Consider the following 24,854-nt stretch of genomic DNA (forward strand, 5'->3'; position numbering starts at 1 on the left):
ATTGTTCGAAACGTTTAAAACATACAAAATGGATATTGATTTCAATAAAAACAACGACGGACTAGTTCCTGCAATCATTCAAGATACGAACACCAAAAACGTCTTGATGTTGGGTTATATGAACAAAGAAGCTTATGAAAAAACCTTAGAGACCAAAAAGGTTACGTTTTACAGTAGGACCAAAGGCCGTTTATGGACCAAAGGCGAGGAAAGCGGTAACTTCCTTAATTTGGTTGACATTAAGAATGATTGTGACCAAGATACCTTATTGATACGTGTAAATCCCGTTGGACCGACCTGTCATAAAGGTACCGACACCTGCTGGAACGAAGGCAATGAGCAAGAATTCGGCTTTTTAAGCCAACTGGAAGCGGTCATAACCCAACGAAGAAAGGCTGCCGACGGCAGTAAATCATATGTAGCCTCCCTATTTGAAAAAGGCATCAATAAAATAGCCCAAAAAGTAGGGGAAGAAGCTGTTGAAGTGGTCATAGAGGCCAAAGACGATAACGAAGACCTGTTTTTAAATGAGAGTGCAGATCTTCTGTTCCATTATTTGATATTGTTACAGGCAAAAGGGTATGCCCTGAATGATATTGTTGAGGTATTGAAGGGCAGGCACTAAAGACTCCCCGTACTATTGATGTTCGACCACAGTATCGACTTCATGGTCGGATGCTGCCCAAAGATCAAGGATGGTAATCAGTTCCTGCGTATTTAAGTATACCTTTTTACTGTAATACCGTCCTCTATCCCAATCTACGGGATCAGCTGCTTTTTCGGCATCAACGGCAATATCGAGAATCAATTCGGTGGCATTCTTACAGTCGCAGTTTTCCATGTTGTCCACAATTTTTTCGTAAGATTCAAAGGTTTTTCCCGAATAATAAACCTGATGGTCAAAATTGTGGGCTTTTAATGCCTTTTTGGAATGGGACAGTGCATAGGTGGCTAAATTGTACACTCCAGAACAATCGTCATTCTTTTCAGGGGAAATAACCGATATGGCGAAAAGGATACTAATCAATAAGTTGTTCATTCTATGAAGTCTTAAAAATTTACTCCTAATTGAACGATGTATACTTTTTATTATTGTATTTTTTTGGTTATAACCGTTAAAATCATATGCTATCGAAATAGTAGGGAAGAAATGATCGACTTCCGATCTCGGAAAACCGTTCATTGATTGCCCCTTAGGTTATATTAAGGCAAACCTAAAACCATGTCCCAAATGGGGCCTATGCGTTAAGCTTTTCTAAAAACAATTTAACTTCTTTCGAAATAACCTAATTTTATAATATGGCTATGAATTTAAGAAAAGGGTTTCGTTTTACTGCCTACGACGCACCTGAGCAATCCCCATTTGATAAACTCTTCGAAATCTTCCAAGAGTTGATTACCCATACTTCGGGGGATGTGGATGAGGCGCTGGATTGGCTTCGCGAATTGGATAAGGAATACGGACTTACCGATGCGGATTATACCATTGACGATTTTATTGAGGACCTTAAAGCAAAAGGGTTCTTAAGAGAGGAATTCGAAGATGGAGGTGGTGAAGGGGATGGAGAAGATGCCAAAGGTAACCTCTCGATTACCGCAAAAATGGAACGTATTATTCGAAAGCGTGCATTGGACCAGATCTTTGGCAAATTAAAACGCAAAGGAGCCGGTAACCATAGAACCAACAAAGCCGGACAAGGGGATGAACATACCGGGGATTTTCGGGAATATAGATATGGGGACGGATTGGAACATATATCCATGACCGAGAGTTTGAAAAATGCACAGATCAATAATGGTATTGGGGATTTTTCATTGACAGAACAGGATTTGGTTGTTGAGGACACCCACTTCAAGGCACAAATGAGTACGGTATTGATGATCGATATTAGCCATAGTATGATCCTCTACGGTGAAGACCGTATTACCCCGGCGAAAAAAGTAGCGATGGCCTTGGCCGAGTTGATCACCACCCGCTATCCGAAAGATACCTTGGATATATTGGTATTTGGCAACGATGCCTGGCCAATTGCCATAAAAGATCTGCCCTATTTAAAAGTGGGGCCTTATCATACCAATACCGTAGCCGGATTACAATTGGCTATGGATATGTTACGAAGAAAACGAAATACGAACAAACAGATTTTCATGATCACCGACGGCAAGCCCAGTTGTTTACGACTGCCCGACGGAACCTACTATAAAAACAGTGTGGGACTCGATGATCATATTGTTGAGAAATGCTATAATATGGCAAGTCAGGCCAGGAAACTGCATATTCCCATTACCACTTTCATGATTGCGCAAGATCCTTACCTGAGGCAATTTGTAAGGCATTTTACCGAGGCCAACAAAGGCAAGGCATTCTTTACCGGATTGTCCGATTTGGGTGAAATGATCTTTGAGGATTATGAGGCCAATAGAAAAAAGAAATTGAAGGGATAAAATGTCATTTACCGTTATCGTGTAATTAAAAATCAAAAAAATCAGTCAACATTGAATAAGGAAAAGATCACAACATTAGGAGCGTTAAAAAAAGCTGGTTATATAACCAAGAGCATCAAAGATGAACTTCGCGATAATCTTCGTGATAAGATCAAAAATGGGGAAGAATCCTTTCAAGGGGTCTGGGGCTATGAAAATTCGGTGATCCCTGAATTGGAGCGCGCCATTTTATCGCGACACAACATTAATTTACTGGGGCTTAGAGGACAAGCCAAGACGAGATTGGCCCGCCTGATGGTGAATCTTCTAGACGAATGGATCCCCGTCATCAAAGGTTCGGAAATCAATGATGACCCTTTAAACCCCATATCGCGTTATGCCATGGAATTGATCAAGGAACATGGTGATAACACCCCGATCGATTGGTTGCACCGCAATGATCGGTTTTATGAGAAGTTGGCTACCCCCGATGTAACCGTGGCCGATTTGATCGGTGATGTCGACCCCATAAAAGCGGCCAACCTTAAGCTTTCGTATGCAGATGATCGCGTCATCCATTTTGGTATGATCCCTAGGGCCAACCGTTGTATTTTCGTCATCAATGAATTGCCCGATCTTCAATCGAGGATACAAGTTTCACTATTCAATATTTTGGAGGAAGGCGATATTCAAATCAGGGGATTTAAAATCAGGATGCCCCTTGACCTACAATTTGTGTTCACCGCGAATCCTGAGGATTACACCAACCGGGGTAGTATTGTAACCCCATTGAAAGATAGGATCGGTTCCCAGATCTTGACCCATTACCCGGAGGACATTCCGACAGCAAGGAAAATAACGGAACAGGAATCCAACTTGGACAAAAGGCAGACGGAGACCGTTTATGTACCGGAGATCGCCAAGGATTTATTGGAGCAGATTAGTTTCGAAGCCCGAAGTAGTGAATATGTAGATGCAAAAAGTGGGGTTAGCGCAAGGACCAGCATTACCGCATTTGAAAATTTGTTGAGTACGGCGGAACGTAGGGCCCTACTGGCCGGAGCGGATAAAACAACCCTAAGGTTAAGCGACTTTATGGGGGTAATTCCCGCATTGACGGGAAAAATCGAATTGGTCTATGAAGGAGAGCAGGAGGGGGCCGGTGGCGTGGCAGCCATTTTAATCGATGAAGCGGTTAAATCCTTATTTCCAACCTATTTTCCCGAAATCAAAAAATTGGAACGAAAGGATGCGGAAGGTCCTTATGACGAATTGATCAGCTGGTTTTTTCAAGGGGATGGCTTTGAGCTTTTGGATGAATTCACAGATACGGAATACAAAAGGGCGCTTGATGATGTATCCCCGCTTCATCAATTGATCAAGGAACATTGCCCTGAAATTCCCAAAGAAGACAGCTACTTCCTAAAGGAATTACTGCTTTGGGGATTGGTGGCCCATAAAAAATTAAGTAAGTATCGGTTCTCTGAAGGCTTTCAATTCAAGGATCTTTATGGAAACTACATTAGTGGGCTTTAAGGCTATAAAGATTTCCTAATATAAAAAGCCTTCTATGTTAGAAGGCTTTTTATATTCATGACTTTACATAATCTTTTATACTTGATAAGCGGGCAATTGAAAAATAAACGAACTTCCTCCGGTAGGTTTGCTCAATACCGTTATGGTCGTATCATGAAGGTCCATAATTTTCTTCACTATGGCCAGTCCTAAACCATGACCTTGTTTTTTGGGGCTTGTGGCCACTTGCTTGTAGCGATCGAAAATAAAAGGTTGATCGCTTAAAGGAATCCCGGTTCCCGTATCCCGAATACTGATTTCCACTTGGTCGTTTTTAGGATTGAGAGAAAGTGTCACTTTACCACCTGATGGCGTGTATTTTATGGCATTTTCCAAAAGATTCTGCAATGCCCGTTCAACTAGGCCTACATCTGCAAAAACCATGGCATTATTTTCTGCTTTGTTCAATTGCAGATCAATTTGTTTCCGTTCTGCCAAAACCTTGAATTTAGCGATAAGATCATGTGATAATTCGGTGATGGAAAATGGTTCTTTAATGGGAGTGATCTGTTCAGCTTCCAACTTGGAGTATTCGAACAATTGATTGATCAATTTGGATAGTTTGTCCACATTGTCATAGGTGATTTGAAGATATTCCTGCTTTTCCTCTTCAGTTAGGGAATCCTTCTTCATTTGCATGGTTTCAATATACCCCTTTAAAATGGCCAAAGGTGTCCTAAGATCATGGGAAACATTAGCGATAAGTTCTCTCCTTAATAAATCCACCGACTTCATCTTGTCCATATTCTCAACAATGGAATCGGCCATTTGGTTGAATGCATTTGCAAACACCTCTATATCAGAATCTTTTGGGTTTTCAATCCTAGCCTCTAGATCGCCTTCCTGAAATCTTTTGACCGTACTGGTCATAAGCCTAAGGTTCTTGGTAAGAAACCATATGCTTAAATAGCCTATTATTCCGGCAAAAAGAATGGCGAGTATAAATCCCCCAATGCCCAGATTGGAATAATAACGACCTAGCAAGGTCTCGCTTACCTGTTGTAGTTTTTGGCCGGCCAATACGATATATACATAGCCTTCTTTCCCATTCACATTATATGGTGCCGCCGAAAATATATTTTTTTCATCGCGGTTTCTGGGATCGTCCCCAAGAATATGTTCCTCCCCATTTGTGGCGATAAAGGATTCAATAGGACCAAGTGATACATGTTTGGTCTCGGAACCGTCATCATGGTCTAAAACAACGGAATATAGAATGTCTCCTTTTTTATCCAATAAATAAACCTCTATACTTCGGTTTACCGCCATCATATCGTGCATTAGATCTCCGAAAAGTGCTTTGTTCACACTACCGTCCTCCAAGAATGGGGAGGCATTCTGAAACTTCTCCTCAATTAGGTGTTCCGCTAAACTGGCATTGATCTTTTGAATGGTAGCCTCACTATGTACATTACTGAAATAACCGGTTATAAAAATGTACGAAGTTCCTATTATCGCGATTAATACAATAAATGCCAGCCATAATTTCTTGACCAATCTTGGTGTTAAAGTTTTATCGGTATTCATTCTATAATCTCTTCATTAAATTTATATCCAACACCCCAAGTAGTCAAAATAAAAGTAGGATTTGCCATATCGGATTCGATTTTTGCCCGCAACCTATTTATATGTGAATTAACGGTATGCTCGTATCCTTCAAAATTATAACCCCATATCATATTCAATAATTCAGAACGGGTATAATTACGGCCGGGATTGGAAGCCATGAGTACCAAAAGTTCAAATTCCTTTGGGCTAAGCTCAATTTTTTTTCCGTTTAAAATGACCTTTCGTTTGTCAACGTCTATTTTTAAACCTTCTGCAATGATTGAGGATGTATCTTTTTCCTTGATTTCCTTTATATCGACCCTTCGCAGAACCGCCTTTACCCTTGCAAGTAATTCACGAATACTAAACGGTTTGGTAATGTAATCATCCGCACCGATTTCCAATCCAAGTACCCTGTCTATCTCCTCCGATTTGGCGGTTAACATTATTATGGGGGTATTTTTAACCGCCCTAAGTTTTTTACAGATTTCGACACCATCCATCGAAGGCAAGGTGAGGTCCAATAGAATCATATCGTAGTCATTCTCTAGGGCCATTTGAAGTCCTAATTCCCCATCCATCGCTTTGGATGTCTTATAAATTAAATCGGTTAGATGAATCTCCAATAATTTAATTATCTCGGGATCATCTTCTATTATTAAAATATTTTTCATAATTGTATTTACGAATAAAACCAAAAGTTATCACATAAATATCACAGCAAACCAATTTAATCCGAAAACAATTGTTTGTCGTTAAAATATAATGATTAATCGAAACCTTTACCCCTGAAATAGTTGAATTCTACAGGCATTCCTTACATTAGACAAGTAGAAACGTGTCTAATTTTTCTTGAAAATATTTTTAACCGTGATCAATTTGTGATAGTCGTATATAAAAAGTTTACTCTTCTGTGATCCATCCGTAACATATTCTGTATTAGTTTGTTGCATAACTAAAAAACAGAAGAAATGAAAAAATTAAACCTTACGTATGCGTTGATAATGATATCGGTTGTACTGATTTCATCATGTAGTGTAAATGATGATGATGGCGATGAACCACGAAATTCCTCAATTTCCTTGAATATGGATGGATTGGAGGATTTAGGCCCAGATTTTCTATATGAAGGTTGGATAATCGTAGATGGTGCCCCGGTAAGTACAGGAACCTTTTCCGTAAACTCCAACGGTGATCTCTCCCAAACTTCTTTTGAATTGGATGCAACGACTTTGGCCAGTGCAACAAAATTCGTGCTTTCCATTGAACCAAACCCAGACCCCTCGACCGACCCAGCCGACACTAAGTTGTTCGTAGGTGATTTCAATGGTGATTCTGCTACATTGGGTACTGGTACCGTAGCTTCTTCATTTGATATGATTGAAGGTAAATTCATTGTTGCCACACCAACAGGTACAGGGGCAGAGGAGGAAAAATACAGTGGTATATGGTTTTTGGACAATAGTAGTGGAAGTGCGGTGAATGGTTTGGAATTACCTACTTTGGAACCAGGATGGAAATACGAAGGGTGGGTCGTTATGGATGGCACTCCTGTAACAACCGGCACATTCACTTCTGTGACAGGGAGTGATGATGCAAGTCCGTTCAGTGGCACTAACCCAGGTCCACCATTCCCTGGAGAGGACTTCTTGGTAAATGCTCCGGATGGACTTATGTTCCCTACCGATATAAGGGGTAAGGTAGCCGTAATAAGTATTGAACCTTATCCGGACAATAGTACCGCACCATTTATTTTAAAACCCTTGGCTGGAATGATTCCGGCAGATGCCATGGACGTACAGGAAATAAGTAGTAACGTTTCAAGTAGTTTTCCAACAGGCACGGTAACGAGATAAAACCTACAGAATCAATAAAAAAAGCTCCTTGGATTATTTCAAGGAACTTTTTTTATTGCTATTATAAACGGACTATTCCCAATAATCAATTCGATCATGGATCTTATTGAAATCATAGTCGCCAACAAGCGCTTTTCTGTGCCCGAAAGTAACCAAGGTCAATACAAGGTGTATGACATATAAAGTCGTTATCAATATTCCTATAGGTATGAAGGTATCGGGAATAACGTTACTTTCATAATCACTATAACTCATTAAAATACCAACGGTTTCCACCAATTTATAAATATATATCAGAAAGATGGCGTAGAGGGTGAATTCCAAATTGCGCATTTGGGGATCCCCTATTTCCTTTTCATGTATTTTAAACCTTAAGGCATACAAAAACGTAAAATGTACAAGGGTCAACAAAGGCAGGATATAGTTATCGATTTTAAAAAAATAGAATCTATTGGTATACAGCCCATAAAAATTAAATACATTCAATAAAAGCAGTACAATTACAGCAAGAACAATAGTTCTTTTCCACGACAAAAATCGCGATATAAATTTCATATCAATTTCAGTTTCTAGGATACAGGGGAACCTGGTTTCTTCTAGAACAAAACGATTTTGGTGTAATGGATATTTAAATTAATCGATGAACGGCATTTAATGTTGACAACATTAAAAAAAGTGTGGTCAAAAAAGGATTGGTATCCTGACCGCTCCCCAACATTGGTAGTTTTATCAACTGATCCACCCCTTTTTTTGGGCCGATGTTGCAAACCATACCAACCCAACACCTATCAGGATCAACACGATTGGCATCGCCAAACCTTGGCCAGGCCCGTAAACTTCAACGGCATTGGTCATAAAAAATGAATACCCCATTTGCACCAATATCCCCAGAAGGGAAATTACGAAAACGGGTTTTGCCCATTTCTTACGCACTAATAAACCAATACAACCCAACACACCCCCCCAAACGGCAAATGCGAAGGCGGCTGTGGCCCATGCAGGGGTATTTTCCATCAAAGTTACCTGTTCTGCGGTCATGGTAGCTTTTAATTCATCGGTTATAAAAGCCTGACTTAAATAGGCCATGGCTCCCAGTAAATTCCAAATAAGCGCTATGATACTTACGATCCAATACCAAACGGGCACTTTGACTTTCTCGGTACTCATTCTTACAATATGTTTAAATTCGACCTAAAAAAGGTACAAAATTTAATGCAATAGTAATTAACCTGTACTTTTAGGTGAAATTTTCCTTTTATGCAACGAGAGCGTTTTTATTATTTGATCAATCTCCAATATTTAGGTTTCAGGTTCAGTGGTTGGCAAAAACAACCCCAACAAAAAACCATTGAAGGAATGGTTTTAAAAACCTTGAAATTCATAATGCCCGATGTCAGATTTAAAATATTGGGGGCAGGGCGTACCGATGCCAAAGTATCGGCCTTGGATGCTGCATTCGAACTTTTTGTGGATGATTCCCCAATTGAAGATCTTGATACCTTTTTAAAACTTTTCAACAGCAACTTGCCCTCCGACATCCGTGCTACTGGGATCAAATCGGTAGATGGGTCATTCAATATTATCAAGGATCCCAAGCTAAAGGAATATGTGTATCTCTTTTCCTTTGGTACCAAAAACCATCCGTTCAGTGCCCCGTATATCACCAATATTTTGGAAAATCTTGATATCGAAACCATGAAAAAGGCCGCTACTTATTTTGTAGGCACACATGATTTCACATCCTATACGGTTAAAACCCAAAAAAACCCACATAAATTGAGGACTATAGAAACATGTGAGATCCGGGAAAACACCATTCTTAAAGCCAATTTTTTTCCTAAAACCTCATATGCGCTCCACATTAGGGGAAAAGGGTTCATGCGCTATCAAATCCGAATGATCATGGGCGCTTTGATCCAATTGGGAAAAGGGGAATTGACTTTGACCGATATCGAGAATTCATTGATTGCACCGGGGAAGGAACTCATGACCTCCGTTGCACCGGGATCGGGCCTTCTTCTGAAAAATATCGATTTCGATTGATCCATAGACCTTCATTTGTTTTAGTATCTTTATATAAATAACCGCATATGGCCAAGAAGAAGGACGTTCAAAAAAGACATTTCCGAAAGCACAAAAAAGTTGGAAAAGCCCCTGGAACCATTACCTATATGGGAAATAGGGAGGCTATTGAAACTAAAGTAACCATTATTGAATATACCGATAACCTACATAAAATCCATTATCCCGGTGACATTGAACAAATCGTGGCCCATAAGGACACCCCGACAACATCCTGGGTCAATGTCGTTGGTTTGAACGATGAATCCTTTATTGAAAAGGTTGGTCACCATTTTGGTCTGAATACCTTGATATTGGAAGATATCGTAAACACCCAGCAACGACCAAAAATCGATGAATACGAAAATTATATTTTCGGCACGTTCAGGATGTTGTATATCAATGATAAGAATGAACTGGTGGGCGAACATGTGGCCCTTGTTTTAATGCAGAACTGTGTATTGGTTTTTCAAGAACTCGATTTTGATGTATTCAACGGGGTACGGGAAAGGATCAATGCCAAGTCTGGTAGGATACGGACAAAGGATTCCGATTATTTGTTTTTTGCCTTACTGGATTCCATTATCGACAATTACTTTGTTGTTTTGGAAAATGTGGGCCATAAAATAGAAGCTCTGGAAGATGATTTGTATGAAAATCCGACCCCTGAGGTAGCCCATAACATTCAACAATTGAAAAAAGAGGTTCTTAAAATTCGACAATGGATTTATCCTGTCAAGGAAATAGTCAATAGATTGATCGATTCGGAAAGCACTTTATTAAGCAAGGACACCAAGTTCTTTTTAAGGGATGCCCTAGACCATTCTTACGAAATCAACGAAAGCCTACAGATCTATCGCGAGATGGCCATGAGCTTGATGGAAATGTACATGAGCAATATGAGTAACAAAATGAACGAGGTAATGAAAGTGCTTACCATTATGTCGGCCATATTCATCCCCATGACTTTTATTGCCGGGGTCTATGGCATGAATTTCGTTCATATCCCCGAATTACAATGGGAAAACGGTTACTTCCTGGTTTGGGGGCTTATGATCCTCATTTTTATAGGGATGCTTATATTTTTCAAAAAGAAGAAGTGGATTTAAGACAATCACAACCCTACCCGCTATTCGAATAAATCCGAGGAAAGATATCTATCGCCCCGATCGCAAATTATGGAAACAATGGTGCCTTTTTCCAAAGTTTCGGCCAATTTCAACGCTGCTACCGTGGCACCGCCACTGCTCATCCCGGCGAAAATACCTTCTTCCTTGGCAAGTCTTCTGGCCATTTCCTGGGCTTCCCCAGTACTCACCTCAATGATTTGATCTACTTTTTTGGCATCGAATATCCGTGGTAAATAGGCCTCGGGCCATTTGCGTATGCCTGGAATGCTCGAATCATCGGTTGGCTGAACCCCAACAATCCGGACCGCTTGGTTTTGTTCCTTTAAAAAACTTGATGTCCCCATTATCGTACCGGTAGTTCCCATTGAAGAAACGAAATGGGTAATTTCCCCATGGGTATCCCTCCAAATTTCAGGACCGGTTGTTTTATAGTGAGCCTTCCAATTGTCTTCATTGGCAAATTGATCCAACATAAAAAATCCTTCTTCCTTCACTTTAGCCTCTGCATAATCCCTAGCGCCTTCAATACCCACCTCGGTAGGGGTCAAGGTTACCTTTGCCCCATAGGCCCGCATGGTCTGCACCCGTTCTTTGGTCGAGTTTTCCGGCATGACCAACTCAATACCCAAACCGTATATACCCGCTATCATCGCCAAGGCAATTCCCGTATTGCCACTTGTGGCTTCAATAAGTTTGGAATCTTTGGAAATCGTACCTCTTTCGAGTCCGGACCTGATCATGTTGAATGCTGCCCGATCCTTTACACTGCCACCTGGATTGTGGCCCTCCATTTTAAAAAGAAGCTTCACATTTGGATTTGTATTTAGGGCTTGGGATACTATTAAAGGGGTATTCCCAATGGTATCGAATATGTTCTTAGGCATTTGTTTCGGTTTTGATTTTTATTTCCGGGGTATGAAAAACTTTTGAATTAGGGGGTACCGATTCCGTTACCCATGCATTACCTCCAATGATGCTATTGGCACCGATTACGGTATCACCACCAAGTATCGTGGCACTTGCATAAATAGTAACATTGTCCTCAATGGTTGGATGCCTTTTGGTCTGTTTTAAATCTTTGGCGACGTATAATGCCCCAAGGGTAACCCCTTGATATATCTTTACATTGTTCTTGATTACGGCCGATTCCCCAATGACTACCCCAGTAGCATGGTCTATAAAAAACGACTTGCCAATTACGGCTCCGGGATTAATATCCACCCCGGTCTTACCATGGGCATACTCGGTCATGAGTCTTGGTACCAAAGGAAAGCCTATTTTGTATAATTCATGGGCCAACCGATATATGGCAATCGCATAAAAACCCGGGTAGGCCATATACACTTCTTCGATCGACATTGTCGCAGGGTCACATTCAACGATGGCCTCGGCATCCAAATTCAAACTTTCAAGTACGACCGGTAACGTTTCCAAATAGCTTTTCCAGACTTTATTACATGGTTCTTTGCATTCCCAACAAGCTATTTCGGCCAATTCCTTAAAATCCGATTTCAAGATTTCCAAGTTCCCTTCAACCGGTGTATCCGTATCAAAAAGGGTATAAAAAAGCCTATTGGTAAAAACCTCAACCTTTTCCTTCAAAGCAAACCTAAGATTAGGCTGTTTCTTGTGTTGCTTTATTTTATCGATTATCGTCTTTGTGTCCATTTGGCATTCATTTCAAGTTCTAAATTAAACATTATTTTAAAAGGAGTTTGTACCATATGGTTAACTTTAGCTAAAAATCACCTCAGATAAGTCTTATGGAAAACGCAGTAATTACCAAAGAATTGTTTTTATTTTTAAAGGAGTTGGACCAAAACAATACCCGGGAATGGTTTACGGAAAACAAAGACCGATTTAAAGCACTGGAATCCAGCGTTAAGGATTTTTTCACTGCGGTCATGGAGAAAATGAAACTGCACGACGATATTGAAAGGATGAAAATGTTCCGTATATACAGGGACGTTCGTTTTTCAAAGGACAAGACCCCCTACAAAACACATTTTGCCGGTTCGTATGCGAGGGCAGGGGCCAGGTTACGGGGCGGATACTATATCCAGATAACACCTGGGGACAGTTTTATTGCCACTGGATTTTGGAATCCGGAAAAAGAGGACCTCCTGCGCATACGGAAAGAATTGGAACTGGATGCCGAAGAATTCAAAGCGGTCATAAACAATGAAAAATTTACCGAAGTATGGGGTCATCTGATAGGGGAAGAACTGAAAACGGCCCCAAAAGGATTTGATAAAGCCCATCCGGACATTGATCTAATTCGAAAGAAACAATTCATTTTTATCAGGAAATTTTCAGATAAAGAAGTGCTTTCCAAGGATTTTGCCATAAAGATCGATGAATCCTTTAAGGCCATTAGACCTTATTTTGACCTTATGAGCGATATTCTTACAACCAATCTGAACGGGGAATCGCTATTGGACTAATTCTTGGATTTCAAAGATCTGGATTTGATTTTTAAGGCGCTCGATGACCATATGCATCATACGTTTATTCAGGGCCGAGGAGTTCTTGATATATGCATCATATTCTTCAACCGTAAATTGGCCGATAATCATCCCTTTAAGGGAATTCCTGAATTTTATATCCTTTTGGATGGTGTTTTCGATATAACCCAATTTATTTTCCAAGCTCAACCCATAATACCTGTTTTTATGTTTGGTAATATAATTCTGGAAAGCAGCAAGTAAAAGATCGTTCTGCATTTTAATAACGGGTCTCATGGTCTTGTTCTGGAATTGCTCGTCAGAACTCATGGAGGAATTTACTTTGGCCGAAGAAATTTGGGGACGTATGCGTAAAAGATAATGGGATCTATCATTCATAATACGAAGTTTTATTAAAGGTACTGGAATAGTTAAATCGGACGAACCCTCACTATTTTAGTTTTTAACGAGGTTATGAACAAAAAAACCATGGGTAAAAAGGCCCATGGTTTTTTTCTAACTTACATGATCTTAATTACTTTCCAAAAACTCCTCAAAGGTCTTTACTGCAAACCCTTCTTTGGTTTTGAACCTTTTCTTCAATTTCATGAAATCGGATTTGGCCGTTTCAAATCGTTCGGAAATGACCTCTAAGTTCTCGATTTCAGATTTTGTCGGTTTGTCATAGCTGTTGGCCAACTTACTGTAGAGATCGGCCATTTTCTCCCGTAATTGAGGTTCTGCAGAGCCTACGTAATTATCCCCTGTTGTGATGACCAAAGTCTTTTTAAGGTCCTGTAATTTGGCCACTATCTTAGAATTCCCATCCCTTTCCGCTGCAGCGCTCATTTCGTCGAGTTCATAAACCAAATAGGCCAATTCTTGGGTCATATCATACATTTTCATGGTTGTCTGATTCTTGAATTCCCTTTCTTCCGGTGTCAACCGGGACTTTTCATCATAAACCAATTCAAAGATATGTTCAAAGGTTTCCTTTCCTTTGGTCATAACGGCTTTATAGTTACCTGCAGGAACCGTGGGAGAGGTAAAACCTCCAAAAGAAAAAGTCTTTCCCTTGGCTACTTTGGGTTGCTTGATCTTCCCGGCCCAATTAACGATGTTGATTCCCTTTGATTTGCCGGGACCCAGTTCAAAAATGGTATTACCCTCCAGATCCTGGATTTCCATCTTCATTTTCCCAAACGTATGCCTCTTTTTTAGGTAATACTTTATTTGGGCATCTGTCGTCTTATTGCGGCCTACAAATTGGGTTTCTGTACCAAAACTTCCGGAAAAATTGCTTTTTTCATTAATTACCGTAGGTTTACTGGCAAAGAAATGAACATTTTTATCAAGAACTTCGTCATTGATTTCCCTTAAGGGGGAGATATCATCGATAATGATGACACCGCGGCCATGGGTCCCCATCACCAAATCATTGGTTTCTTTTTGCAAATCAATAAAATGAACTGCTACTGATGGCATATTATTCGTGAATTTCTTCCAATTCTTACCCCCATCCGTCGTAATATAAAGTCCGAATTCCGTTCCTAAAAACAACAAATCAGGATTAACATGGTCTTCTTGGATATTCCGCACAAAACCAACGATATCATCGGTAATGATACTTGTCCATGTTTTTCCGAAATCAGTGGTCTTATAGGTATACGGATTCATATCATTTTGGGTATGGCCCTCAAAAACGGCATACGCCGTACCTTTATCGAAAACACTGGCTTCAATATGGTAGGTCCATGTGTTTTTAGGGAGTCCTGAAATATTGCCTACGGTGTTCGTCCATGTTTTACCACCATCTTGGGTTACTTGTACATTTCCATCGTCAGTGCCTACCCAGATAACATTTTCATCAAGCGGGGATTCCGCAATCGTAAATATCGTGGTATGGTTTTCAGCCCCTGAATTGTCTTTTGATAAACCTCCGGAATTTTCCTGGGTTTGTTTGGAGGGATCGTTCGTGGTCAAGTCTGGAGAAATAATCGTCCAAGTATCTCCCATATCTTCCGACTTATGCAAAAACTGACTACCCATATAAAACCGATCGGGTTGGTGCTCACTTATGGCCATAGGGGCATTCCAATTGAACCGAAGTTTCCCAATACCCTTGGATGGAAGGGGTTGAATGGTTTTGATCAAACTTCTATCCACATCAAAACGCCAAACATTCTCCGCCCCTTGCATTTCTGAATAAATAATGTTTTTAGTAGGATGCTTCAAAACCCGAAATCCATCACCAAACCCGACGGAATTCCAGTCCCTTGCCTCCACACCGCCTGGGGAAGAGGAGGGACCATACCAAGAACCATTATCCTGAAGCCCTCCGTATACATTATATGGGGATTCATTGTCTACACTAATATGGTAAAATTGCGAAAGGGGCAGATTTTCCACTATTTCCATATTGGTTCCGCCATCCCAGGAACGATAAACCCCTCCATCAGTACCTACGAACATGATATCCGAATCCTTAATGCTGAAAGCTATGTCATGGATATCACTATGCATATTTCCAAGATTTTTGAACGTTTTACCACCGTCCCGTGATATCGAACCACTGAGTCCTCCTTTAACTACAACATTTTCATCCTTGGGGTCGACAACGATTCTTGAAAAATAAAAGGGTCTTACGGTAATCCCGAAATCATTGTTCAATTGTTTCCAGGAATTGCCCGCATCATCACTGCGGTACAACCCTTTACGTTCATCTTTTTCCGCTTCTATCACGGTGTACAGGACATTTGGATTCGATGGGGCCACGGCAATGCCCAACCTTCCCAATTTACCGGTAGGGAAACCATTATGGATCTTATTCCAACTAAAACCGCCATCGGTTGATTTATATAAGGCACTATTTTCACCACCAGACTCAAAACCCCATCCCGTTCGCCTAAATTCCCACATGGAAGCGTAGAGGACATTGGGGTCATTGGGATCCATTGCTAAATCCGCACAACCTGTTTTTGGATCTACATAAAGTAGTTTTTCCCATGTTACTCCGGCATCTTTTGATTTGTAGACCCCCCTTTCATCACTATCTCCCCATAGAGCCCCTAAAACACCTACATATATTTCATTTGAATTTTTTGGATTTACGACAATATTGACGATCCGTTCCGATTTATCAAATCCCAACTTTGTCCAGTTGGCACCACCATCAGTAGACTTATACAGGCCATCACCGACCGACACACTATTCCTGGTCCAAGTTTCCCCCGTGCCCACATATAGGGTATTATCAGGATCATTGGGATCCAAGGCAATCGCGCCAATAGATTGGCAATAATCGTCAAAAATCGGATTGAAAGTGGTACCGGCATCATTTGATTTCCATACACCCCCGCCGGCCGCACCGGCATAAATTATCCTACTATTGGTAGGGTGTACTTCAAGATCGTTAATTCGCCCGCTCATAAGGGCAGGACCAATGTGTCTGGCCGTCATATCACCGAACAAAGACTTTCCATCGCTATTCTTTTCTTGTGCAAGTATCGTATACGTGGCGATATGCCCCATAAAAATTACAAGCATTACTATTTTTTTCATAAGGAATGAATTTAAAGAATAAGACCCTTTGATCAAAGGGTCTTATTCTTAAGGTTTTGTATTTATTCTTCTTCTACAGCTATTTCCTCAGGAAATGCAAAAACGGCATCATCCACGGTTGGGTTTAGCTCGATACTTTCAATGGTCAAAGGACTTCCTGGTTGTCCTTTAACTCCTTGAGTCAATGAAAAGGCAAAATACAAACCATCAACCTCCTCATAATCGCTAAAGGTAATTTCTTGCACCATTCCTTTACCCGGTCCCGATTTAATTTCGGATTGAACGGCTATGGGGACAAAATTATCCGTATCGAAAAAATAGAAAGAAACATCCTCTTCTTCGTTACCATCAATGGTAACCGGCTCTTTCACCAATTTTATCTTAAAGGTCTCGGTACCGCTAATGGTTTCTTTTCCAAGCAATTCGACCGTATATCCTTTTTCTTTATAACCAATAAAAGCATCTGGAAAATCATTGGCATTCAATTTAAAATTTGCGGTTGCCTCTGCATCACTCTTTTCGGCTTTCATGGTCATGAAATTATGGCTCCATAATGTCTCACCATCAAAGACCCCCTGTTTTATTTCCTTCCCTTGAAAATTAATGGTCGTCATTTGCCGACCATCGCTCAATTGCAATACTTCCAAAGGGATTTCCATACCCTGTTGGCTTATTTTCGCTATCATTTTCATTCCCTCCACACTTTTGAGTTTTTCAAGTCCACCGATATTTTCAAAATAGGTGTCCAGAATTTCATCAGCGGTCTGTGCGCTTAACGGAGCAATACAGGTGATGGCCAATACTGCAATACATAGTCTTAGTGTTTTCATTTTCAAGTTTTTGGATTAATTATCAGATTAGTATCAAATATAAAAGGATTGTTACATTATTCTATGAACTAATCTTCGATTAATAAGAATATTCTTGGTTTTTTCATAAAAGACGTATTATTATTTTAAATGAAGCACAAAAAAAAGGATAGCCCTTTAGTAAGAACTATCCTTTATTGGTTTCGACAAAGTCTTAAAAGACTGCCTTGTTTAAGCTGCTTCCTTACTTAGCTCAGCGGCCACGGCCTGTACCTCGTCCAATACCCTAAGTAGGTTACCACCCCAAAGTTTTTCTATTTCCTCTTCGGTATATCCTCTCTTTACAAGTTCTGCGGTTACATTCATGGTCTCCGAAGCATCGGACCATCCATCGATACCACCTCCTCCATCAAAATCAGAACTGATACCCACATGATCAATACCGATTAACTCAACCATATGATCGATATGGTTAACGAAATCAACCACATTTACATCTTCAGGGGCTTCACTATCTTTGGCTGCCAGTTCCTTTCCGATTTCCAAAACCTTGGGGTAATTGGCCATAAAGGCTTTTCTGTCGTCTGGACTCAATCCCCTGATTTCCGATCTTTCATACCATGGCAATCCAAGTGAATCGGCAACTTTCTTATAAACTTCCTTCATGTAGCCCGAACGCTTTTGGTTCTTTTCCGTATTCAGATAGGATCTGAAAGCAACGGTTTGTACCACGCCACCATTTTCTTTCATCATTAACAATTGATCATCGTCCAAGTTACGACTATGCCCACATAACGCCCTGGCCGAGGAATGTGACGCGATAATCGGAGCTTTGGATAATTCAATCATTTGAACCATCGCTTCTTTTGACGGGTGGGATATATCGATCATGATGCCCAATCGGTTCATTTCCTTGATCGCTTCTTTCCCTAATTCGCTTAAACCGTTATGAAGCCAAACGCTATCTTTTTCGCCAGTGTTCGAATCACTGAATTGGCTATGCCCATTATGGGCCAAAGAGATATAACGGGCACCTAGGTCATAGTACTTTTCAAATTCCAAAAGATCCTCCCCAATAGGGTAGGCATTCTCTACCCCGATCATGGCCACTTTTTTTCCGGAAGCAATGATCCTACGTACATCATCCGAAGTAAGGGCCAGTTCGATCTTATCCGGGGCAATTTCCTCACAAAGTTTATGTATGGCCTCAAACTTGGACATTGCATTGGCTTTTGCCTTGGCATAACCTTCGGCATTCAAGGAATCTTGTCCGGTATATACGATAAGCCATGTAACATCAAGACCGCCTTCTTCCATTTTTGGGATATTGATCTGTGTGGGCAAACGTTGGGTATAGTTGACGGAATCGGTAAAATTATCGACATTGATATCATTGTGGGTGTCGATCGTAATGACTTTCTCATGGATTTCCTTGATCTTGTCATTCATACTTAATTCAGTGGTTTTTTTGGCATTTTCACAAGCGAACAAACCAAAAAGGCACATTAGGTAAATTGGATATTTCATATGGATTATTTTTATACCTACAAATAAAAGAAATTGACAACAAAAAAAAACGAATTGGCAACAATTTATTGCAAAAAAATTAAGGAATATTGAGTTTTAGTGAGAATTATATATGTGTTTCTCCAATTTTCGTAAAAAAAATTCAAAAAAATCATTGATTGAAATTTGTAATCGATAACCCCCCAAACCCATTGAAAACCACTACGATACTATCGCACTTATCACAAATGGAAATGCTATTGAAGGAGTATTCCTATGAGGAATTGAACTCAAGGGAAAGCTTGGGATTGAAAAAGACTTTCCAAGCATTTAAAAACGAATTGGAAGAATCCCTGTTCGCCCCGAAACATCTTGAGAGCGTTATACATCAGGATCCTTCGTTCGACCGGATCGCTGTTCCGAAATGTGGCACAGGCCCGAATCCCAGCTCCATTTCCCTGAAATCAACTGTTGTTCCAAGCCTCCCCATATTCGACCTAAGCGAATTTAAGGAAGAAAGTAGGGGTGACTATATATATTTAGTTGAATTGGTGCGTCTGTTCAAACAGAATGTGACGGAGTTCATTGGGGCTTATAGTGTTCATCTGAACAATGCCGATTGGGAAAACCTTGCTTTTTCCGCACGGAAAATCAAAGCGGGTTTGTCTATGGTACAAGCCGATTCCTTACTGGGGTGTCTTAAAAAACTTGATGAATTCCTGCATTCATACAATTCCCCCGATATAAATCAATTGCAAGCATTGAAAAAACGCTTTATTCAGGAATATGTGCGCGTTGAAGCGGCCATTTCGGCCGAATTGGCCTTGATGGGAAAGGAAGAACAATAGAAGATTTACTTTTCTTTTTATCTGGACCCAAATGCCTAGGAGGGAAATACAGGATAACATCCTCATCAAGAACGAAAAATCATGGTCTTACCGCCAATAGGGTTTCGATTTAAACGAAAACGAATTTGGGCCATGGAATTCGGTTTACTCCATAAATCTTAAAACATCGATGAAATGCAACAATGATTTGCGTTGAAGTACACGTTGCCATAAAAATTGGAATTTTGACAACAGAATTAAATTGTTTCACCACAATTTATTGTAAGATGTACTCGTTATGAATATGTTTACTGTATAAATATTTAACCAAATCACCTGCTACTGGCAGGATAAACCTTAACCATATGTTATACGACACCTACGGGGAAGAGTATTTGGCCTTCCTACAAGATTTAAATGAAATACTGAGTTTAAACGAATTAGTGGAATTGGATTATATGTAACCTATTCTTGAACCTTAAAAACCCCCAAAACTATGGCAAATCAAAATGCAGACAACACGGCTTACTTGAATTTTATCGAAAATTTAAATGAGATTTTATTAGAAGTCAACATAAACAAACTTAGCTTTTAATATCATAATTGGTAAAATAAAAGAGTCCTGATGGCATCATCAGGACTCTTTTTATTTTATGGCTAAACGATGAACACAATTATCCCAAATAAGTTTTCAACAACTTACTTCGGGATTGGTGCCGCAACTTCCTTATCGCCTTTTCCCTGATCTGTCTGACACGCTCCCGCGTAAGATCAAAGGTTTGTCCTATTTCTGCCAATGTCATCGACGGTTGCTCACCGATACCATAATATAGTTTTACCACATCGGCCTCTCTAGGGGATAAGGTTTCCAACGCCCTATTGATCTCTGTATTCAACGATTGTTGCAACAGTAATTTATCCGGTTTTGGCGATTCGCCTGAACGCAACACATCATAAAGATTGGAATCTTCCCCTTCACGTAGTGGGGCATCCATAGACACATGTCTACCCGAATTCTTAAGCGACTGTTTTACCTCCGATACCGTCATCTCCAGTTCTTTGGCAATTTCTTCTGCCGAAGGCGGACGTTCATGGGCCTGTTCCAAATAAGAAAAGGTCTTTTTGATCTTATTTATGGAACCGATCTTGTTCAATGGGAGACGAACCACACGGGATTGTTCTGCCAAGGCTTGTAAAATGGATTGGCGGATCCACCAAACGGCATAGGAAATGAATTTGAACCCTCGGGTTTCATCAAAACGTTTTGCTGCCTTAACAAGGCCCAAATTACCCTCATTGATCAAATCGGGCAATTTCAATCCTTGATTTTGATATTGCTTGGCTACCGACACTACAAAACGCAAATTGGCCGTAGTCAATTTTTCAAGGGCAACCTGATCCCCTTTCCGGATACGTTGCGCCAATTCCACTTCTTCCTGTGCGTTTATTAATTCAATCTTACTGATATCCTGCAGGTATTTATCCAGTGATTTGGATTCCCTATTCGTTACCTGCTTGATGATCTTTAGTTGCCTCATGTGTGTTTATCGTATTTTAATTGAACAATCTCGAAACATTCATAATACGTTAATATTCTGTCTTTTCCAAAAGATATCCGGAATGTTATACATTATTTATGAGTACTTCATGATTTTACCATGGAAGGTATGGGCATATTATAATTCCTTGACGTACTTTTGAAACACAAGGGATATAAGTGGTACTATGAGTAAAAGAGCGCTTAAAAAATATTTGTCGGATCTTAAAAAGAAGGAGCTCGAAGAGCAGCTGATGGATCTTTATATCCGATTTCCTGTCGTAAAGGAATACTATGATTTCATTTTTAATCCGAAAGAGGAAAAAATAGTACAAATGGCCAAGGCAAAGATATCCAACGAGTATTTCCCGTTAAAGAGAAAAAGGCCCAAAGCAAGGCGCTCCGTGGCCCAAAAATATATAAAGCATTTCAAGACCTTAGGGGTCGAGCCCCATTTAATCGCGGATCTTATGCTGTACAACCTCGAAATTGCCCAAACTTTTTCGATGGACCGCAATGTACCCGAATCTTTTTATAAGAGCATGCTCAATTCCTTTAACGAAATGGCCCAATTCGTATCGGTAAACGGATTGGTACCCAATTTTAAGGAACGGATCGTAAAGGTCTATTATTTTACACAGGAAAACCATTGGAGTTACCAAGAAGGCTTCACAAGAGGCCTTGATATTTTAGATTGATATGGCAATAGTAGTTATCAGACAGGACGATAAGATCGATGATTGGAAAGAAGCATTACAACTTTATGCACCACAAATCGCGGTATACGATTATCGGGAAGAACACCCTCGGGAAGCTGTAAAAATGGCCGTGGTCTGGAAACATCCCCCAGGTAGCCTTCAAGGCTATCCTAACCTGGAATGCATTTCTTCCAGCGGTGCAGGGGTCGATTTTTTGTTCGAGGATGATCGATTACCCAAACACCTTCCCATAACACGTGTGGTGGACGAATACTTGTCCAAAGACATGTCTGAACATGTTATTGCTTTGATATTCAGCCTCCTTAAAAACTTATATCATTATAAGGTCGATCAATTCAATAAAATTTGGAAACCCGTGGGCTATAAGCGTATTTCGGATCTTACGATCGGGATAATGGGCCTTGGGGCCTTGGGGTCCGTATTGGCCAAGGATTTGGTTCGATTTGGTTTCAAGGTACGGGGATGGTCAAGTTCAGAAAAAAATATCCAAGGTGTTGAAACCTTTACCGGACCTGCTGGCCGGACCGCCTTTTTGGAAGCCACTCAGATCTTAGTGTGTCTTTTACCTTTGACCGATGATACCAAAGGAATCCTCAATGCCGGACTATTCCGGCAATTACCCAAAGGGGCCTATTTGATCAATGTCGCCCGGGGAGGACATTTAGTGGATGGGGATCTTTTGGAAATGCTTGATAATGGCCATCTTTCAGGTGCCGCTTTGGATGTATACCACCAAGAACCCTTATCGTTGGAACATCCTTTTTGGGAACATCCCAAGGTTCATATGACCCCGCATTATGCCAGTGTCTCCGAAACCATTTCTGTAGTGCCCCAGATCGTAGAGAATTACAGAAGATTGGCCAGTGGGGAAGAGCTCTTGAATCTGGTATCGGAAGATAAAAAGTATTGAATGGACCTTGAATGTGACGTCCTTATCCTCGATGTGGATGATTCTCTCGATACAGTGTATGGAGGTAGTCTTACAATAAACATAAAAGTACCCTAGCAGGGGTAATGGGATTACCCGGTCATTCCGTGTCTTCGGATTAAACATGACCGTTCTTCAAAAAAGCCGAATTCAAAACCTAAGAATCCTATTATGGGAAGAAGTGTTGAAACCACTTCTTACAATCACTTAAGTATTATGCATTTACGAAACCTTATCCATATTTTTCAAGGATTTGTACCCTTAAAATTTCGTACAGGTTTTTATTTCTGCTAATTTTGCAAAATTCGGGTTTACGCAAAGACCGACTAAAAAGAATTGTAAAAAACCACAATACGATCGTTTGGAAGTACAAAAAAACATAAAGGAAAAGACGCTTTACGACTATCAGGAAGAAGATCTGAACAAGATTTTCAACCATCTGGAAGAATCGCCGGACAATGCCAATCTACTCTACCAATTGCCCACGGGTGGGGGTAAGACCGTGGTTTTTTCTGAAATTGCAAAACGTTATATCTCCAAGAATAAAAAGAAAGTCGTTGTCCTGACACACCGTATTGAACTTAGTCAGCAAACATCGCGCATGCTGAAGGGTTTCGGTGTCAAGAATAAGATCATCAATAGCGAGGTCAAGGAACTTAGGGACCAAAATGATTATATGTGCTTCGTTGCCATGGTCGAGACCTTGAACAACCGATTACAAGATGAAAAGATAGAAATCAACAACATCGGCCTTGTTATCATTGATGAGGCGCATTACAATTCCTTCCGAAAGCTTTTCAAATATTTTGAACATGCCGTCATTTTAGGGGTTACGGCAACTCCGTTAAGTTCCAATATCAAACTTCCGATGAAGGATAACTATCAGAAGTTGATAGTGGGGGAATCCATTTCTTCCTTGATCAATAAGAAGTTTTTGGCGAAGGCCAATATGTATAATTACGATGTAAGCCTTCAAGGATTGAAATTGGGTATCAACGGGGATTATACGGTAAAATCCTCCGATGAACTTTATGGGAACCAAAGCATGCTAGGTAAGCTTTTGAATGCCTATAATGAGATTTCCAAAGGTAAGAAGACCCTTATTTTCAATAATGGGATCAATACATCCATCTATGTGTATGAGACCTTTAAAAAAGCCGGACTCCCCATTCGTCATTTGGACAATAAAAATACCGCATCGGAACGTAAAGAAATTTTACAATGGTTTTCGGAAACTCCCGATGCCATTCTAACCTCGGTAAGTATCCTGACCACGGGTTTTGACGAACCTACGGTCGAAACCATTATCCTCAATAGGGCCACCCGTTCATTAACCTTATATTTTCAAATGATCGGACGTGGTTCACGAGTGCTGCCCAATAAAGAGGAGTTCACCGTTGTCGATCTGGGGAACAATGTAGCACGATTTGGATTGTGGAATGCCCCGATCGATTGGCAGGAAATTTTCCATTTCCCGGATTTCTATCTGGAGAACATCAAGAATGATGAGGAAATCGAACGGGAATTCGTTTATGAAATGCCCCCCGAACTACGGGCCCAATTTGCCAATTCCGACAATATCAGTTTTGATGTAAAGGCCGTGTACAAAGAGGTTTTCGCCCAAGGTTTGAAATCCAAGGAGGTTTTGGAAAGAAGCATTGAACAACACGCCCAAATATGTGTGGAGAATTCCGAGGATGTTTTTGATGCGAGGATCTTGGCAAAGTCCTTAAAAGAAGAGATAGCTTACCGCGTTCGCCTTTATTCGTACTGCATTATGAACAATACCAAAAACTATAAGGAGTGGTTGGAAGAGGATTATGAACGTAAATTACGCTCAAGGATCTCAAAAATGTTCGCCGAAAAAATGTAAGAGAGTAAGGTGGTGCCATATCGCTGTACTTACATAACCAAATTATCGCATACGAT

General features: G+C 40.4%; 23 protein-coding genes. 11 read left to right on the top strand and 12 right to left on the bottom strand.

Annotated elements, in window-relative coordinates; all coding sequences use genetic code 11:
* Positions 1 to 28: 28 nt before the first annotated feature.
* A complete protein-coding gene (hisIE, locus tag PHU20_RS01000) occupies positions 29 to 625 on the top strand; it encodes a bifunctional phosphoribosyl-AMP cyclohydrolase/phosphoribosyl-ATP diphosphatase HisIE (RefSeq protein WP_274823469.1) in 597 nt (198 codons plus the stop codon).
* A gap of 12 nt (positions 626 to 637) precedes the next feature.
* Here hisIE and PHU20_RS01005 read toward each other — a convergent pair whose 3' ends face one another.
* The gene (locus PHU20_RS01005) at positions 638 to 1,039 is read right to left on the bottom strand and encodes a hypothetical protein (RefSeq protein ID WP_274823470.1); all 402 of its coding nucleotides are present in this window, start codon (positions 1,037 to 1,039) and stop codon (positions 638 to 640) included.
* A 260-nt stretch (positions 1,040 to 1,299) separates the two neighbouring features.
* On the opposite strand from PHU20_RS01005, the gene PHU20_RS01010 reads away from it, so the two are divergent.
* Positions 1,300 to 2,445 carry a vWA domain-containing protein gene (locus PHU20_RS01010; RefSeq protein WP_274823471.1) on the top strand — a complete coding sequence of 382 codons (1,146 nt, stop codon included), beginning with the start codon at positions 1,300 to 1,302 and terminating at the stop codon, positions 2,443 to 2,445.
* A gap of 51 nt (positions 2,446 to 2,496) precedes the next feature.
* Positions 2,497 to 3,960: an AAA family ATPase gene (locus PHU20_RS01015; protein WP_274823472.1), complete on the top strand. Its 1,464-nt coding sequence runs from the start codon at positions 2,497 to 2,499 to the stop codon at positions 3,958 to 3,960.
* 75 nt (positions 3,961 to 4,035) lie between these two features.
* Here the strand turns inward: PHU20_RS01015 and PHU20_RS01020 are convergent, their stop codons facing one another.
* Both PHU20_RS01020 and PHU20_RS01025 read right to left on the bottom strand, forming a co-directional pair.
* Positions 4,036 to 5,526, bottom strand: coding sequence for a sensor histidine kinase (locus PHU20_RS01020; RefSeq protein WP_274823473.1), 1,491 nt, complete (start codon positions 5,524 to 5,526; stop codon positions 4,036 to 4,038).
* On the bottom strand, positions 5,523 to 6,221 hold the full coding sequence (locus tag PHU20_RS01025) for a response regulator transcription factor (protein WP_274823474.1): 699 nt from the start codon (positions 6,219 to 6,221) through the stop codon (positions 5,523 to 5,525). The genes PHU20_RS01020 and PHU20_RS01025 overlap by 4 nt, the downstream gene beginning before the upstream one ends.
* A gap of 297 nt (positions 6,222 to 6,518) precedes the next feature.
* Between PHU20_RS01025 and PHU20_RS01030 the strand changes: the two genes are divergently transcribed.
* Complete coding sequence (locus PHU20_RS01030; protein WP_274823475.1) at positions 6,519 to 7,403, top strand: anti-sigma factor; 885 nt, start codon at positions 6,519 to 6,521, stop codon at positions 7,401 to 7,403.
* 72 nt (positions 7,404 to 7,475) lie between these two features.
* Here PHU20_RS01030 and PHU20_RS01035 read toward each other — a convergent pair whose 3' ends face one another.
* Together PHU20_RS01035 and PHU20_RS01040 are read right to left on the bottom strand one after the other, a co-directional pair.
* On the bottom strand, positions 7,476 to 7,958 hold the full coding sequence (locus PHU20_RS01035) for a hypothetical protein (protein WP_274823476.1): 483 nt from the start codon (positions 7,956 to 7,958) through the stop codon (positions 7,476 to 7,478).
* A 174-nt stretch (positions 7,959 to 8,132) separates the two neighbouring features.
* Positions 8,133 to 8,570 (bottom strand): hypothetical protein, encoded by a 438-nt coding sequence (locus PHU20_RS01040; protein WP_274823477.1) that lies wholly within the window; start codon positions 8,568 to 8,570, stop codon positions 8,133 to 8,135.
* A gap of 90 nt (positions 8,571 to 8,660) precedes the next feature.
* Between PHU20_RS01040 and truA the strand changes: the two genes are divergently transcribed.
* Together truA and corA are read left to right on the top strand one after the other, a co-directional pair.
* On the top strand, positions 8,661 to 9,446 hold the full coding sequence (gene truA / locus PHU20_RS01045; protein WP_274823478.1) for a tRNA pseudouridine(38-40) synthase TruA: 786 nt from the start codon (positions 8,661 to 8,663) through the stop codon (positions 9,444 to 9,446).
* A 47-nt stretch (positions 9,447 to 9,493) separates the two neighbouring features.
* Positions 9,494 to 10,573 carry a magnesium/cobalt transporter CorA gene (corA, locus tag PHU20_RS01050; protein ID WP_274823479.1) on the top strand — a complete coding sequence of 360 codons (1,080 nt, stop codon included), beginning with the start codon at positions 9,494 to 9,496 and terminating at the stop codon, positions 10,571 to 10,573.
* A 20-nt stretch (positions 10,574 to 10,593) separates the two neighbouring features.
* On the opposite strand, the gene cysM is transcribed toward corA, so the two are convergent.
* On the bottom strand, positions 10,594 to 11,478 hold the full coding sequence (gene cysM, locus PHU20_RS01055; RefSeq protein WP_274823480.1) for a cysteine synthase CysM: 885 nt from the start codon (positions 11,476 to 11,478) through the stop codon (positions 10,594 to 10,596).
* Positions 11,471 to 12,262 (bottom strand): serine O-acetyltransferase EpsC, encoded by a 792-nt coding sequence (gene epsC, locus PHU20_RS01060; protein ID WP_274823481.1) that lies wholly within the window; start codon positions 12,260 to 12,262, stop codon positions 11,471 to 11,473. Before epsC ends, cysM begins: the two co-directional genes overlap by 8 nt.
* A 95-nt stretch (positions 12,263 to 12,357) precedes the next feature.
* Here epsC and PHU20_RS01065 point away from each other — a divergent pair, with 95 nt between their 5' ends.
* Positions 12,358 to 13,038 (top strand): DUF2461 domain-containing protein, encoded by a 681-nt coding sequence (locus PHU20_RS01065; protein ID WP_274823482.1) that lies wholly within the window; start codon positions 12,358 to 12,360, stop codon positions 13,036 to 13,038.
* Here the strand turns inward: PHU20_RS01065 and PHU20_RS01070 are convergent.
* The 4 genes from PHU20_RS01070 to PHU20_RS01085 all read right to left on the bottom strand — a co-directional run bounded on the left by PHU20_RS01070 (position 13,027) and on the right by PHU20_RS01085 (position 18,935).
* Positions 13,027 to 13,437, bottom strand: coding sequence for a glyoxalase (locus PHU20_RS01070; protein WP_274823483.1), 411 nt, complete (start codon positions 13,435 to 13,437; stop codon positions 13,027 to 13,029). The two genes, PHU20_RS01065 and PHU20_RS01070, sit on opposite strands and share 12 nt — an antisense overlap.
* 132 nt (positions 13,438 to 13,569) lie before the next feature.
* On the bottom strand, positions 13,570 to 16,599 hold the full coding sequence (locus PHU20_RS01075) for a WD40/YVTN/BNR-like repeat-containing protein (protein WP_274823484.1): 3,030 nt from the start codon (positions 16,597 to 16,599) through the stop codon (positions 13,570 to 13,572).
* A 62-nt stretch (positions 16,600 to 16,661) separates the two neighbouring features.
* Positions 16,662 to 17,429 (bottom strand): outer membrane lipoprotein-sorting protein, encoded by a 768-nt coding sequence (locus PHU20_RS01080; RefSeq protein ID WP_274823485.1) that lies wholly within the window; start codon positions 17,427 to 17,429, stop codon positions 16,662 to 16,664.
* A gap of 210 nt (positions 17,430 to 17,639) precedes the next feature.
* A complete protein-coding gene (locus PHU20_RS01085; protein ID WP_274823486.1) occupies positions 17,640 to 18,935 on the bottom strand; it encodes a dipeptidase in 1,296 nt (431 codons plus the stop codon).
* 158 nt (positions 18,936 to 19,093) lie between these two features.
* On the opposite strand from PHU20_RS01085, the gene PHU20_RS01090 reads away from it, so the two are divergent.
* Positions 19,094 to 19,762 carry an Hpt domain-containing protein gene (locus PHU20_RS01090; RefSeq protein ID WP_274823487.1) on the top strand — a complete coding sequence of 223 codons (669 nt, stop codon included), beginning with the start codon at positions 19,094 to 19,096 and terminating at the stop codon, positions 19,760 to 19,762.
* Positions 19,763 to 20,415: 653 nt separating this feature from the next.
* On the opposite strand, the gene PHU20_RS01095 is transcribed toward PHU20_RS01090, so the two are convergent.
* Positions 20,416 to 21,279, bottom strand: coding sequence for a sigma-70 family RNA polymerase sigma factor (locus PHU20_RS01095; protein WP_274823488.1), 864 nt, complete (start codon positions 21,277 to 21,279; stop codon positions 20,416 to 20,418).
* A gap of 187 nt (positions 21,280 to 21,466) precedes the next feature.
* On the opposite strand from PHU20_RS01095, the gene PHU20_RS01100 reads away from it, so the two are divergent.
* From PHU20_RS01100 to PHU20_RS01110, 3 genes are all read left to right on the top strand, one after another.
* Positions 21,467 to 21,976 carry a DUF6155 family protein gene (locus PHU20_RS01100; RefSeq protein ID WP_274823489.1) on the top strand — a complete coding sequence of 170 codons (510 nt, stop codon included), beginning with the start codon at positions 21,467 to 21,469 and terminating at the stop codon, positions 21,974 to 21,976.
* 1 nt (position 21,977) lies between these two features.
* The gene (locus PHU20_RS01105; RefSeq protein WP_274823490.1) at positions 21,978 to 22,907 is read left to right on the top strand and encodes a 2-hydroxyacid dehydrogenase; all 930 of its coding nucleotides are present in this window, start codon (positions 21,978 to 21,980) and stop codon (positions 22,905 to 22,907) included.
* Positions 22,908 to 23,286: 379 nt separating this feature from the next.
* The gene (locus PHU20_RS01110) at positions 23,287 to 24,798 is read left to right on the top strand and encodes a DEAD/DEAH box helicase (RefSeq protein ID WP_274823491.1); all 1,512 of its coding nucleotides are present in this window, start codon (positions 23,287 to 23,289) and stop codon (positions 24,796 to 24,798) included.
* Positions 24,799 to 24,854 lie beyond the last annotated feature (56 nt).

This window comes from Maribacter polysaccharolyticus, from assembly GCF_028882255.1.
GTDB lineage: Bacteria > Bacteroidota > Bacteroidia > Flavobacteriales > Flavobacteriaceae > Maribacter_A > Maribacter_A polysaccharolyticus.